Here is a 13,887-nt window from a genome sequence, read left to right as displayed (position 1 = left end):
AAAATTATCTCAACATCAGCATTATTTAACAGTTATTTTTTTAAGCGCTGTACAGGGAAAAGAATCACATCTCGAATAGAAGGAGCATTGGTCAATAACATGATCAGGCGATCAATGCCTAGCCCTAATCCGCTTGCTGGAGGCATGCCATAAGTCATTGCATCAAGAAAATCTTCATCAAGAATTATTTTTTCTCCACGTTTATGGGATTGTTTGAGTTGTTTTTCCATACGTATACGTTGTTCGATGGGATCATTGAGTTCGGAAAAAGCATTACATATTTCCCATCCGTTACAATAGGTTTCAAACCGTTCTACAAGGCGGCTCTCTCCTACAACTTCTTTTGCAAAAGGAGAAATATCTTTGGGAAAATCTGTAATATGCATTGGATTTAAAATATTTTTTTCAATTTTTTCTTCGAAAAGGTTCATCATGACTTCGCCCCATATGGCGTCTTCTTCAACTTCAATTCCAATGCTTTGTGCTGCAACACGTGCTTCTTGGTCGCTTTTTAAAAGCATAAAATCAATTCCTGTTGCTTCCTTAACTAATTGAGGCATAGACTTGCACGCAAATGGTTTTTTGAAAGAAATGACTTTTTTTCCAAAAGGAATATCTGTTTTTCCGTAAAGACTTATAACAAGATTATGAAAAAGATCTTCAACTAGTTTCATCATATCTCGATAATCAGTATAAGCCCAATAGGCTTCTATCATTGTAAATTCTGGATTATGTCTAGAAGATATTCCTTCATTACGAAAGTTACGATTTAATTCGAATACTTGATCGGTAAGTCCTGATACTAGGACGCGTTTGAGATATAGTTCAGGCGCAATACGTAGATACATATCAGCCTTAAGGATATTATGATGTGTTATAAATGGATCAGCAGTAGCCCCTCCGTAAATGGGTTGTAATATAGGGGTTTCCACCTCCATAAATCCATTATTTTCCATAAAATGGCGTATTTGGGAAATAATACGGCTTCTTTGTTGGAAACGTAATTTAGAATCAGGATTACTGATAATATCTAGATACCGTTTGCGATAGCGGGTTTCTATATCAGAAAGCCCATAGTATGTTTCTGGTATTGAGTTTAATGCTTTGGTTAGCATCGTAATTGTTTGTGAGTTAACTGTAAGCTCGCCACGTTTAGTGCGACGCACTTGTCCTGTTACTCCTATAATGTCACCCAGATCAATCATAGGCAATAAATTCTGTGAATCTTGATCAGTTGTGTTTTTATGGGTAAAGATCTGGATCTTACCACTTGCATCATGAAGATCCATGAACATTCCAGAATTACGAGAAGAATAAACCCGTCCAGCAATGGTGACGATATCTTCAGATTTTTCATCGTCTTGAAGATGAGAATATTTTTCACTTAATTCAGCATTTGTTAAATCGCGATGAAAATGGGCAGGATAAACTTCTTCTAAAGATTGTCGAAGAATATTCAATTTTTGAGATCGAACTTCAATGGAATGAGAAGACAAAGATTCAGGGAGAGTGCTGTTATTCATTCTTCTTTCTTATAATTCTAAATTAGAGAAAAAACGAGCTGTATTGCATGTTTTAGGCGAGAGTAAACGACAGAACGTCCTAAAATTTCAATGCTGTCAAAAAGCGGCAAAGAATATTTAGAACCCGTTATAGAGAGGAAAAGTGGTTTGACGATAACTTTGAGAGATTTTTCTAAACTTTGAGCAACATTGCGTAACGCTGTCTCAATATTTTCTCTTGTCCAGATTTGAATACCCTCAAATTCTTCTTGTGTCTTTTTCAAGATAGTTACAATTTCTTCAGGCGTGAGAGAAATATTTTTAAAAGATTCCTTTGTTAAATAAAGATCGGATTTAAATAAAAAATCTACCATTGAAGGAAGGGAGGCAAAAGTCGAAATGCGAGATTGTGCAAGTGTCAATGCTTTTGTCAGGCGATCTTCTTCTTTTGTCCATTGTGATACACGAGATATAAAGTCAGTTGTAGAAAGTTGTTCTCGAATCCAACGACCATTCAACCAATCTAATTTTTGTCTATCAAAAACCGCTCCTGCTTTTGATAAATTAAGAAGATTAAAGTGATGGATTAACTGTTGCATATTCATCAATTCATCTTCTTCTTCATTTTTTTGTATAAAGAGCAGAGCAAGAAAATTGATAAGGGCTTCTGGCAAGTATCCCATTGCTGAATAATATGAAATCGAAGTGGGATTTTTTCGTTTGGATAATTTAGATTTATCAGGATTTTTTATAAGTGGCAAATGGATAAATTCAGGAAGAGGAAAATTTAAATATTGATAGAGAAGGATGTGTTTGGGTACAGAAGAAAGCCACTCTTCTCCTCGTGCGACGTGTGTTATTTTCATGAGATGATCATCTACAACATTGGCTAAGTGATATGTTGGCATGCCATCTGATTTTAACAAAACTTGCATATCAACAGCATTCCAAGGAATTTCCACGTGACCATAGACTTTGTCTTGAAATGTACAACACCCCTGATCAGGGATTTTAAGACGCACAACATGAGGTTTTTTTTCTTGAGATAGACGCTCTATTTCTTGAGAGGAAAGCCTGAGACAGTGACCATCATATTTTGAGGGAATGTTTTTTTTGCGTTGGGAAAAACGCATTTCTTTTAGTCTTTCTTCGGAGCAAAAACAGCGAAATGCGAGTTTTTTATCTAAAAGATTCTGTACATAAGGCTGGTAAATATCTTTACGCTCTGACTGTCGATATGGTCCATATGACCCCCCTATATCAGGACCTTCATCCCAATGAAGACCACACCATTTGAGAGATTTAATAACTGCATTTTCGGATTCTAATGTTGAACGTTTACTATCAGTATCTTCAATACGGAGGATAAATTTCCCTCCTGTACTTTTGGCAATCAGATAATTAAAAAGAGCTGTATAAGCAGTTCCAATATGGGGTTCCCCAGTAGGAGAGGGAGCAATGCGCACGCGCAAATCAGAATTAGCAGTCATGGTTATCTTTCAAACAACAAATCTCAATTTAAAACAGGATCTTCATTCAATGTAGGTTAGTATGATCCTTTCAGTCAAGAGTTCAAAACAAAAGATGAGATAATTTATAATAAGTAGGATAAAAGGTATATTTATTGCGTATTTGCCCATGAGATTAGAGGAAGTTTTGCCCCAAAATGCAAATTTTTAAATATGCTCTAACTTTTTTTAAAAAGTGGTAGTAAGACAGAATAGGGGTAGGATGGCTATTATGTTTTAAGTCCACGGTCGTATTCAAGGTTATTTGTCTGTTAAAAAATATTGTTATGCATTGTGCCTAATGGAAGATGTTTTTAAATATCTTGTTTTAAAATGAGTTTGGTAAATCGTTCTATCCCTTACTTTTGGCTTGATTGGGATTTATTTATGGAAGAAAATAAGTGTTATTTATAAATTGATATGAAAGTCTATAATTAGAGAATTCCATCTTAATATAGTGAAAATATTTTTTCAGTGAAAAAATCGAATTCATTTATTTCTTGATAATTTTATTATTTGAAGATATTTAATTGTAATTATGGAATAGGTAGTTAAGATTAATACGCGTATTTCTGAATTGTTTATTAGTTCTATTTCTTGTACTGTTAGGAGATCTTTTTTATGCTATTTACAAAAGCTTATGCACAGTCGGATGCTCCATCTATTAATTCTGTAACTTCGCCTTTAGAAATGGCTTTTCTCTTCTTTGTTTTGGCAGTAGTATGGTATTTTCTTCTTATTCGCCCACAGCGTCAACAATTTAAGAAACGTTCTGAAATGTTACATAATTTGCGTAGGGGCGATTCTATCGTTACAGCAGCAGGAATAATAGGAAAAATTACCAAAGTGATTGATGATTCAGAGGTTGAAGTCGAAATATCTGAAGGTGTGCGTGTTCATGTTTTGCGATCATATATATCGGAAGTTCTCTCAAAGCCTGAACCTGTTATGATCAAGTAAAAGATATTATTCTTAATTCCAGTAAAAGTTCTTACGCATAGTTATGCTATGTATGCTATTGAATCATTGATAGAGATGATCGTGATATTAGTCAGATTATTTTGAATCATGAGATGTTTTTATTTGATCATTATCAACAATCTTCATATATTTTTTGAGTAATATTTTTCCTCTTATGAGTTGTTATTCTCTATAATTTCAGTGAGTTATAATGGTATCAATTGCCCAGCATAAATGGTTTTGTGATCCTGATCTAATACATATTCTTTCTTTACTTAACCAGGGAAAAGATAAATCCTGTATTGTAGGGGGGGCTGTTAGAAATAGTTTGATGAATCTTAGTGTTCAAGATATTGATATTGCAACGACAATTCTCCCTGAAGTTATTATGAAAATTTTTTCTCAGACATCTTACAAGGTTATTCCAACTGGCATTTCTTATGGAACTGTCACAATAATAAAGAATAAAAAATCTTTTGATATCACAACTCTGAGAAGTGATCTTATTACGGATGGGCGCCATGCAAAAGTTGTCTTTACGCATGATTGGAAGGCTGATTCTCTCAGAAGAGATTTTACGATTAATGCTTTGTATGCAGATCAGGCGGGTAGGGTTATTGATTATGTTGGAGGTTTGAATGATCTTAAGAATCGTACAATAAAGTTCATTGGAAACGCTCATCATAGAATTTTAGAAGACTATCTTCGTATTCTTCGCTTCTTTCGTTTTTTTGCGCATTATGGACAGCATGATATTGATCCTGATGGATTAGCAGCCAGCATACAAGCTAAAGCAGGTTTGAAAATATTATCTTCTGAACGGATATGGTTAGAAATAAAAAAAATATTAGAAGCAAAAAATCCGCTTCATGCCATTATGTATATGCACAATGGAGGAATATTCAAAGAAATATTTCTTAACGTACAAGATTCTTCTATTGATCAATTATCACAAGTGATTGAGGGGGAAAAAGTATTTGGATGGGAAATTGATCCTTTATTGCGTTTTATCGTTCTTATCCCTTTAAGAGAAAAGCAATCTATCATATCCATAGCCAAAAAATTAAGTTTGCCCCGTGAGATTAAATATTTTTTACTTGCATGTATAGGCTTTAATATCGAGAGGGAAAAAATTTCAATACAAGAAATGAAGAGATTTTTTTATCTCTATGGTAGAGAAATCGTAGTAATCAAATTAAAGATTTTTCTCTCCCTCAATTATAAAAATCTTGATCGGGAAGAAATATGTCATATTCGTCAAATCATTTTAGATATTGAGCACTGGATTAAACCCCTCTTTCCATTAAGAGGAGATGACGTTTTGAAATATGGGATTCCTCCAGGAAAAAAAATAGGAAATATTTTATCTTACTGTGAAAAAGAATGGATAAAATCTTCTTTTAAATTATCTTACGAAGATTTACTTCATCTCTTGCAAAAAGTTATAAAATTCTCAAGAAATAGAAAAGTATCTTAATATCAATAGATTATATTAATAATAAGACTACATTACGACTACTAATAATCAATAGGTTACGAACCTTTATCTTATTATCTTAGACCAAAAACAGCTATCATCTTTTCTTTCTCTCTATTGACGATGAAGGTTTCTTTCCCTGTTGGAGTAATCTCAAGAAGCTTTATTACGATTTCAGGAAGCTCAACGGTTACAATTGTCCATACTTTCTGAGTTTGAATAGAAAAGACGTTGCCTTTAAAATGTTGGCGACTCACTCTACAAACATCAGAGCATCTAAGCCCAGTATACAAACATAATTCAAAAGCCAAGCGGGGTAAAGTTCCTTCTTTCCAATAGTTACGGAACAATAGAATATCTTCTCGTGTCCATGGTATCAACCCGTTAGGCTTATAGGATGGTTTTTCTATTCCATTCTTTTAACTAACTCCCTAAACAATTGATTTTCTTTTCAACTGGTGATATTATTTACAAAGCGTTAAAGTATTAAGCGGTTATGAGATATGATCTGATTTTTAACTGTTCAAATAGGGGTCAAATGGTCATCACCCCAGAAACACGCCATTATTGGAAAACGGTAGGAATCCGTATAAGAGATATACGCAAAAATAAGGGTATTAGCACCAAAGAGATGGCTATAGTGTCAGAAACTATGAGAAGTGCTATAAGTCAATTTGAAAGGGGCATATGCTCTACCAGCATCAACTACGCCTTGTTTCTGCGTAATGAATTTAAAGTTGGTTTTGATTGGATATATGACGGGGAGCATGTCGATAGACTGTACAGGGATGTTGTAAAAAAGAGAGAATTTAACTCTGTAGAGATAGGCAACCGTATTAAGTCTATTCGTAAAGATAAAGGCATGACATTAAAAGAATTCGGAAATTTGATAGGATTGTCATACGCTGGTTTAGACAATATAGAAAACGGTCATAGAAAACCACGCATAGAAACAGCCATTAAAATTAAATACGCAACACAAAAATCGTTGGATTGGATCTATTTCGGTGATGAAATCATTGTGCCTAAAAGTATAGAGCGGTCTCAATCATCTAAAAATTAAATATTATACATAACAACCATCATCATAAACGGCACTAGATTTAATGTCTCAGTGTTGTGTTCTCTATCAAATCACAATCGCTAATGGTGTCCCGTTAATTTCGATAATAATCGATGTATCCATTTGTTTCAACTAATTTCTTGGAAAAGAATTTTCGTATATCTTTTGTCTCAAGAGGAGTTCCGTAACCTGATTATTCATAGGCGTCTTTCCATGGCGCTTCTGTATGGGTCATATTTCGTAATTTCCATGTGGAAAACTGCCCATAAAATTCAAAAACATCGTCTAATATATTTCTATCCTTTTGGTCAATTTCCCCAAACTCTTCGGAGGACAAGCTTTCCGTTTCTGGAATAGGTGATGATCCATGTTTTTTTTGAACTCCTCATATAGCTCTGGAATGACTGGTCCTATTGTAGATACTGCTTAATTTTTTAAATTATATTTATTGAGCCAAAAGAGAGATATTGCCCTTTAAATCATCCAACTCATGCCGAGAAGTAAAACATTGATTTGCGTAAATTTCCGATCTCGGTATCCAATCTGAAAGAATGTAGTCATTATTCGGATACAAGCTATTCCATGCTGAGTTTAACTTTTCTTCTATATTTTTAACCCTGAAAAAGAGAGTGAGGTTAAAGGCCAACTTCAACTTTTCAAAAGTAGTTCAATTGTTCTTGTTTTTCATATTCTTCTTGCGTATGGACTCGTGTATTCCCTTGAGAAAGCAGGTTCTATGTCTCTGACAAAATCTTCAAAAATAAATTCCTTTTGTCTTGCTAGGGGATATAAGTAGTCTAGTTTAATTAGGTTTATTTCTTGAGCAGTGCTTGAGTATACTTTTTCTAACTCATTGTATTTGAAAATTGTTTTCCATTTTACGAGGAAGAAAGCGACAGCAAGCACTATACCAATTAATGGTGTAAAAAGCAGAGCTACAAAAGGAAGTGAAGTCATCAAGATAAATAAAAGAATATCGAATATTATTCTTTTTTTCTTATTTTGGGATGACTTTTTAAGGTACCAATAACATTGATCGTCAACGCGTTCCACCATGTAGAATTTAAGCCTATCGTATATTCCCATATCTTTAAGCTTTTGTGCATTGTCGAAGAATTCTTGTTCCCCCTCATTGTTAATTTTATACACATCGTCGAGCGCAATAAGGCCATGATCCTTAGAAATTAAGATCAGTTCGCGGATGAAATGATCTTTGGCCTTATCAAGATCTTTATAAGGAGGTGCTCCCATGCAATACAGCCAAGAAATAGCTTTAACGGATTCTTCTTTAGTCTTATTTTCGTACCATTCATGCTCAAGTTTGTTTTTCTTTTTAAATAAGTATGGCAAGGCTAGTGCTCCTATCAAGGACAATGCAAAGAGAAGAAGTCTTGACCAAAAAGATTGGCAAAAATACGATAGATAGGCTAAAGTAGGAATAGCTACCAGCAATAAACACTCACACAGTACTATGCTTTTAAATTTCTTTCGAGCTTTAGCTGATTTTTTCTTATACTCGTGATACCGTTTAGGAAATACCATTTTATTATTTTGACTTATTTTTTCCCTTTCCCCCTTGTTCTTCGCAGTATCTTTTGAAGCATTCAGTTTAGGGAGAGGACTTTTTTTTCTGTCGTCATTAGCGCTGTTTCCCATCACCATGTTTCCTATACGTAATTTATTATTAATAGCGTAGTCAAATGATATCTCGCATAAAATATTGGTACACGTTTTATACTTTTATATAATTCTATTGCTTTTGTGCAATTTATTTTACCCAAATTTTTGATAATACTAGTGCTAATTTTCTTGTTTAGTCTTTCAGTCCATTGATCAATAAAATCGACTAATTATTTAGTTATAGCGGAGAGACAATTAAGGTGAAATTAAAACCTACACTAAAATGCACGATTCAATTATTCGGAGTGATTTGTTGTAGTAATCAAAATCACATAGCTTGGTAATGAATCAATTTGCATTAAGAAAGAAAGATACAATACGTTCATTGTACCTGTCGCATGATTATCTTCTCGTTCTTTCCAATAGAGTCAAATTCATTAACAAAAGAACTGACAGACGTGTGCGAATATATTCAAAAAATTTTGGATGAGATTGCTTCTGGTCAATCTCTTACTGACATTTTAGCTGAGCATGAGAGGATAAAAGAGAGATGAAGTCTAACGACAAAGAAAACAAAGGATAGGACGTTTCTTTTGAAAAAGAGACTAGAACGAGAGGGGCAGAGGCTAAGGTTAGAGATATAGTAATAAAAGTCCATTGCAGGATAAATCTATCGTATTAATGAAGATTTATTGTATGAATTAAAAAATCGCTCACTGATTTAGAAGATATTTTTTTAGTTTTGCATGTATTGATGTGACACTAAAAGATGAAAAATGGTTTTTTTGAAGAAAAATTAAGAAAAATGAACGCTTCATTAACCTTGATGTATTTAATACTACATTAGTTGTTGGGAAGATGGTTTAATTTTCGGCTTATGGTAAACAAAGAAGAAATAAAAAATAAACACGTAGTTGTTCTGATGGGAGGCATTTCTTCAGAAAGAGACGTCAGTCTTCTTTCAGGAAGAGTTTGTGCTGCCGCTTTGGAGGATTGGGGCTTTAAAGTAACCTCGATTGATGTTGATCGTTCGATAGGTCTCATTCTGTCACATTTGAAACCAGATATTGCTTTTAATGCTTTGCATGGAGGTTTTGGAGAAGATGGGTTGATCCAATCTATATTAGAGTTTTTGGAAATTCCTTATACGCATTCTGGTATATTAGCGTCTGCTTTATCTATGGATAAGATGCGTGCTAAGAAAATTGTCAGTAGTTCTGGTGTATCGGTTTGTCCTTCGGTTCTTGTTAATCGCATCACGATGGATTCTCAGCACGTTATGTCGCCACCTTATATCATTAAGCCTTTGAAAGGAGGGTCTTCTTTAGGAGTTATAGTGGTAACAGAAGGTGAATCCGTTCCTTTGGATGTATTACAATCTTCATCATGGATTCATGGAGATCAGTTGCTTGTTGAACAATATATTAATGGTATTGAGTTGAGCTGTGGAATTATGGGAGAGCAAGCGCTTTCTGTTACTGAAATTGTTTCACAGAAATCAGACTTCTACACTTATGATTCAAAGTATTCATCTTCCGTATCTTCACATGTTTTGCCAGCAAATATTCCATGGAGTATCCTTCAGGAAGTGCGAAGAATCTCTGTTGTGGCACATCAAGCTATTGGTTGTCGTGGAATTAGTAGATCAGATTTTATCTTTGATCCTGTTTCAAAAGAAATTTTTTGGTTAGAAATTAATACTCAACCGGGTATGACAAATGTTTCTATTTTTCCAGAAATGGCTGCGTATGCGGGATATTCTTTTCGAGATCTTCTATTGTGGATGTTAGAGGATGCTTCATGTTCGCGCTGAATCATAGAGATTTCTTAGTCATTAATCGGAAATTTGGCTTTGCTGTTGGTGTGTCATTATCTTTGTGTTTTATTTCAATGGATTGGGGAGGCATGAGAAATTTTCTGATTTTTTGTTCCTTTTTGGGCAAGATATTTCCTCCTTATTTTGGGTTGATGATCACTATTCTTTTCTTCGCGACAGTTGGGGTATATGGCGTATTCATTGGAGGGCATACCCATTCAGTCGTTGATATGTTCAATTCTTTCTTTGGTTTTTCGATCGATAAAATTAGAATTATTGGTAATGTTGAAACGTCGGAAGGAGATGTTATTCGTCTTTTAGAACTCGATAAATCTGAATCAGTGCTTTCCTTTGATGGGGTAAAAATTCAAAAGAATTTATTGGCTTTGCCATGGATTGCCCATGCTGAGATTCATAGGCTTTATCCTGATACAATTGAAATTCGTCTGATAGAACGTGATCCTTATGCAATATGGCAAGATAATAACAATCTTTCTCTAATCGATAAAAATGGAAATGTAATTGTGGCGGTAAAGAATACAAAATTTATGCATTTGCCTATATTGATTGGAAAAAATGCCAACAAAGAGATTAAGTCCTTTGAAAAATTATTAGCTTTTTCAGGTATTGCTCAGTTTGTTAAGGCATATAATTGGGTTTCAGAAAGGCGATGGAATTTGCATCTCCACAATGGTATAACTATAAAACTTCCAGAAGAAGGGTTGAATATAGCGTTGTCTCATCTTCTTGAATTACAGGATAAATATAAAATTCTGGATAGAGATATTTCCGTCATTGATATGAGATTGCCTGATCGTATGGCTATTCGTTTGACGACAGGTTCATTCATAGATCGTCAAGAAATTATTGAAAGACGTAATCAAGAATTGAGCAGGAGCGGACAATGAGTATTTTTACAATTCCTTTCGATTCTCAATATATTAGTGGTCTATCATCTCATCGCACATATATTATTTCAGTATTAGATATTGGCTCTACAAAAACTGTATGTATGATAGGCAAGCTTTTCCCTAAAAAGGCAACGGATCTTTTACCAGGAACAACCCATCAAATTGAAATTATTGGCATTGGATGTCAGCAATCACAGGGTGTTAAAATGGGTTCGATCGTTGATCTTGATGCTGTCGAACGAGTTGTACGTCAAGTTGTTGACTCTGCAGAACAGATGGCAGGATGCATAGTTGATAGTCTTTTGGTTAATGTTTCTTCTGGACATTTGGAATCTAGCCGACATTATGTTGAAATGAAAATAGGATGGAGAGAAGTTAAAAAATCAGACATTCATACTCTTATAAAATATTCTAAACGCTATTCATGTGGGCAAAATCGTACCTTACTACATTCTATGGTGAGTGATTATTCTTTGGATGGAAAATCAGGTATCAAATCTCCTATATCGATGTTTGGTGAAAAAGTAGGTGTGGATATGCATATGGTATCGGTAGAAAAGTCTGCGCTTAGAAACCTAGAGGTGGCTATTAATCGATCTCATCTTTCCGTTGCCAAGATGGTTGCATCGCCTTATGCCAGTGGTTTGGCTGTTCTTGTAGATGATGAATTTGATTTAGGTTGTATCGTTATTGATATGGGGGGTGGAACGACGAAGATAGCAGTTTTTAACGAAGGAAAATTAGTTTATACTGATATGATTGCTATCGGAGGATCTCACGTTACCAATGATTTAGCACGAGGATTATCTATATCTCGGGAGAATGCTGAGCGTCTTAAGGTTATGCATGCTAGTGTGATTCCTAGTTTGGCAGATGAACATGATATTTTATCTATTCCTGCTATTGTTGATGATGATCAGAATAATCCCGTTCAAGCTTCGAGAGCAATGATTTCTCGGATTGTGCGGGCGCGTATTGAAGAAATCTTTGAATTAATAAGCGGGCGTATTCACAAATCTGGTTTTGGTTCTTTGGCAGGCAAACGTATCGTCTTGACAGGGGGGGCTAGCCAATTAATTGGCTTACAAGAGATGATTAGGCAAATGGTGCGTTCTAATGTGCGAATAGGAAAGCCTATGGGCATTGCAGGATTGCCATTTTCAGCTAGGGGAGCCGCTTTTTCAACGGCTATAGGATTAATGTTATATCCACAGTTGGTTGCAAAAGAAGTTGATTATATAGGAGAAGATTATTCTTTTTTTAGGTGGGATAAAAAAAGATTCCTTTATTAGGAAAATGGTTTCGAAAGAGTTCATAATTTGGATATTTCATTGTATTTTTAAAGGATATAAAATCAAAATATTATTTGATCCTTTCTAAACTGAAATATCAAAACATAGAATATCAATAGGAAGGAATGGATAGATGGTGGAAAAACACTCTAATGTGGATATAACTGAATTGAAACCTCGGATAACTGTATTTGGTGTAGGCGGCGGTGGCGGAAACGCTGTTAATAATATGGTTTCATCAGGACTCCAAGGAGTTAATTTTATTGTGGCTAATACTGATGCACAGGCTTTGACAATGTCAAAAGCTGATCGGATCATTCAGCTTGGAACTGGAATTACGGCAGGTTTAGGGGCAGGATCTCATCCTGAAGTTGGTCGCGCCGCTGCAGAAGAATGTATTGATGAAATTACCAATATTTTAGAAAAAACGCATATGTGTTTTGTCACCGCTGGCATGGGAGGTGGTACAGGTACAGGAGCGGCACCAATTATTGCCAAAATAGCACGCAATAAAGGGGTTTTAACTGTTGGTGTTGTTACGAAGCCTTTTCACTTTGAAGGTTCTCGGCGTATGCGTGTAGCAGAAGCGGGGATAGAAGCATTGCAAGAAACAGTTGATACGTTGATTGTTATTCCTAATCAAAATTTATTTCGAATTGCGACTGATAAAACAACATTTGTCGATGCTTTTTCTATGGCAGATCAAGTTCTTTATTCGGGTGTTTCTTGTATTACGGATCTTATGATTAGAGAAGGTTTGATTAATCTTGATTTTGCCGACGTTCGTTCGGTCATGCGCAATATGGGACGCGCTATGATGGGAACAGGAGAAGCTTCTGGTCATGGACGTGGTATACAGGCTGCTGAGGCAGCAGTGGCTAATCCATTGCTTGATGAAGCCTCGATGAAGGGATCGCAAGGATTGTTGATTTCAATTACAGGTGGGAGTGATCTTACATTATTTGAAGTTGATGAAGCTGCGACACGTATTCGAGAAGAGGTCGATTCTGAAGCAAATATTATTCTTGGTGCTACATTTGATGAGGCTCTTGAAGGCGTCATCCGTGTATCTGTTGTTGCGACGGGAATAGACAATCGTTTTCATAGAGATAAAGATGATGATGATCAAAAAAACTCTCTTGATTCAGAGAATGAACCTTTTGAAAACTCAAAACTATTCAATATTGCCTCTCGTAAATTGACGAATGATCATCATGTTGCGCATGATAATGAAGTCGTTAAGGATTCTAGTCTAATCCAAAATAAAGAAATGATGGATAATATTAATCATGATAAAACAGATGTTTCTGTAAAAGAGGGGGAGAAAGATTTTTTTATTAATGAAGATATTATCCCCGAATCTTCTAATCCACATCGGCATGTTCCTAAAATATCTATAGAGGAAAATTATCCTATAGAAGAGCGGGGTGTTATGGCATTAATAAAACGTATTGCGCACTCTTTTGGTTTGCGTGAAGATATATCTACGAAGAGGGATTCTGCGCCTTTAAAAGATAAGGCTACGGTTTCTAACTTGAAAGAGAAGATTGTTTCTTCTCCTCAAGATTCAGAAGAGAATGTTCATGTACAATCAAAATCACCTTTCAATCATGAAAAAGATCAATTAGAAATACCTGCTTTTTTACGTCGTCAGTCTCATTAAATTGAGTTTAAGTATATCTGGTTAATTATAACTCTTTGATAAGGGGTTTTGAAGATATAAGGATGTAAAATTAAA

General features: G+C 35.0%; 12 protein-coding genes. 7 read left to right on the top strand and 5 right to left on the bottom strand.

Annotated features, from left to right (window positions below):
• Window positions 1-32: 32 nt before the first annotated feature.
• On the bottom strand, window positions 33-1,523 hold the full coding sequence (gene lysS, locus CKC_RS04005; protein WP_013462240.1) for a lysine--tRNA ligase: 1,491 nt from the start codon (window positions 1,521-1,523) through the stop codon (window positions 33-35).
• A 17-nt stretch (window positions 1,524-1,540) separates the two neighbouring features.
• The gene (gltX, locus tag CKC_RS04000; RefSeq protein ID WP_013462239.1) at window positions 1,541-2,992 is read right to left on the bottom strand and encodes a glutamate--tRNA ligase; all 1,452 of its coding nucleotides are present in this window, start codon (window positions 2,990-2,992) and stop codon (window positions 1,541-1,543) included.
• A 639-nt stretch (window positions 2,993-3,631) separates the two neighbouring features.
• Between gltX and yajC the strand changes: the two genes are divergently transcribed.
• Together yajC and CKC_RS03990 are read left to right on the top strand one after the other, a co-directional pair.
• Window positions 3,632-3,970, top strand: coding sequence for a preprotein translocase subunit YajC (gene yajC, locus CKC_RS03995; protein WP_013462238.1), 339 nt, complete (start codon window positions 3,632-3,634; stop codon window positions 3,968-3,970).
• 211 nt (window positions 3,971-4,181) lie between these two features.
• On the top strand, window positions 4,182-5,447 hold the full coding sequence (locus CKC_RS03990; protein ID WP_013462237.1) for a CCA tRNA nucleotidyltransferase: 1,266 nt from the start codon (window positions 4,182-4,184) through the stop codon (window positions 5,445-5,447).
• 74 nt (window positions 5,448-5,521) lie between these two features.
• Here the strand turns inward: CKC_RS03990 and CKC_RS03985 are convergent, their stop codons facing one another.
• Entirely contained in the window at window positions 5,522-5,797 is a 276-nt protein-coding gene (locus CKC_RS03985; protein ID WP_143827776.1) for a site-specific integrase, read from the bottom strand.
• 188 nt (window positions 5,798-5,985) lie between these two features.
• On the opposite strand from CKC_RS03985, the gene CKC_RS03980 reads away from it, so the two are divergent.
• Complete coding sequence (locus CKC_RS03980; RefSeq protein ID WP_013462235.1) at window positions 5,986-6,510, top strand: helix-turn-helix domain-containing protein; 525 nt, start codon at window positions 5,986-5,988, stop codon at window positions 6,508-6,510.
• Between the two features lie 193 nt (window positions 6,511-6,703).
• Here the strand turns inward: CKC_RS03980 and CKC_RS06465 are convergent, their stop codons facing one another.
• A complete protein-coding gene (locus tag CKC_RS06465) occupies window positions 6,704-6,847 on the bottom strand; it encodes a type II toxin-antitoxin system antitoxin SocA domain-containing protein (RefSeq protein WP_013462234.1) in 144 nt (47 codons plus the stop codon).
• Window positions 6,848-7,194: 347 nt separating this feature from the next.
• The gene (locus CKC_RS03970; RefSeq protein ID WP_080550994.1) at window positions 7,195-8,172 is read right to left on the bottom strand and encodes a DUF4231 domain-containing protein; all 978 of its coding nucleotides are present in this window, start codon (window positions 8,170-8,172) and stop codon (window positions 7,195-7,197) included.
• An 853-nt stretch (window positions 8,173-9,025) separates the two neighbouring features.
• Here CKC_RS03970 and CKC_RS03965 point away from each other — a divergent pair.
• The 4 genes from CKC_RS03965 to ftsZ all read left to right on the top strand — a co-directional run bounded on the left by CKC_RS03965 (window position 9,026) and on the right by ftsZ (window position 13,812).
• A complete protein-coding gene (locus CKC_RS03965) occupies window positions 9,026-9,943 on the top strand; it encodes a D-alanine--D-alanine ligase (RefSeq protein WP_143827800.1) in 918 nt (305 codons plus the stop codon).
• Window positions 9,931-10,854 (top strand): cell division protein FtsQ/DivIB, encoded by a 924-nt coding sequence (locus tag CKC_RS03960; RefSeq protein ID WP_013462230.1) that lies wholly within the window; start codon window positions 9,931-9,933, stop codon window positions 10,852-10,854. The genes CKC_RS03965 and CKC_RS03960 overlap by 13 nt, the downstream gene beginning before the upstream one ends.
• Complete coding sequence (gene ftsA, locus CKC_RS03955) at window positions 10,851-12,149, top strand: cell division protein FtsA (RefSeq protein ID WP_013462229.1); 1,299 nt, start codon at window positions 10,851-10,853, stop codon at window positions 12,147-12,149. The genes CKC_RS03960 and ftsA overlap by 4 nt, the downstream gene beginning before the upstream one ends.
• Window positions 12,150-12,282: 133 nt before the next feature.
• Window positions 12,283-13,812: a cell division protein FtsZ gene (gene ftsZ / locus CKC_RS03950; protein WP_013462228.1), complete on the top strand. Its 1,530-nt coding sequence runs from the start codon at window positions 12,283-12,285 to the stop codon at window positions 13,810-13,812.
• Window positions 13,813-13,887: the final 75 nt, after the last annotated feature.

Source organism: Candidatus Liberibacter solanacearum CLso-ZC1 (assembly GCF_000183665.1).
Classification (GTDB): domain Bacteria; phylum Pseudomonadota; class Alphaproteobacteria; order Rhizobiales; family Rhizobiaceae; genus Liberibacter; species Liberibacter solanacearum.
This window is presented reverse-complemented; position numbering and strand designations above follow the sequence as displayed.

What these genes read in the sequence shown, in the direction of transcription:
- gltX (WP_013462239.1), bottom strand. Translation starts at nt 2,992, where the DNA reads ATGACTGCTAATTCTGATTTGCGCGTGCGCATTGCTCCCTCTCCTACT.
- CKC_RS03990 (WP_013462237.1), top strand. Translation starts at nt 4,182, where the DNA reads ATGGTATCAATTGCCCAGCATAAATGGTTTTGTGATCCTGATCTAATA.
- ftsA (WP_013462229.1), top strand. Translation starts at nt 10,851, where the DNA reads ATGAGTATTTTTACAATTCCTTTCGATTCTCAATATATTAGTGGTCTA.
- CKC_RS03960 (WP_013462230.1), top strand. Translation starts at nt 9,931, where the DNA reads ATGTTCGCGCTGAATCATAGAGATTTCTTAGTCATTAATCGGAAATTT.
- ftsZ (WP_013462228.1), top strand. Translation starts at nt 12,283, where the DNA reads ATGGTGGAAAAACACTCTAATGTGGATATAACTGAATTGAAACCTCGG.
- lysS (WP_013462240.1), bottom strand. Translation starts at nt 1,523, where the DNA reads ATGAATAACAGCACTCTCCCTGAATCTTTGTCTTCTCATTCCATTGAA.
- CKC_RS03970 (WP_080550994.1), bottom strand. Translation starts at nt 8,172, where the DNA reads ATGGTGATGGGAAACAGCGCTAATGACGACAGAAAAAAAAGTCCTCTC.
- yajC (WP_013462238.1), top strand. Translation starts at nt 3,632, where the DNA reads ATGCTATTTACAAAAGCTTATGCACAGTCGGATGCTCCATCTATTAAT.
- CKC_RS03980 (WP_013462235.1), top strand. Translation starts at nt 5,986, where the DNA reads ATGGTCATCACCCCAGAAACACGCCATTATTGGAAAACGGTAGGAATC.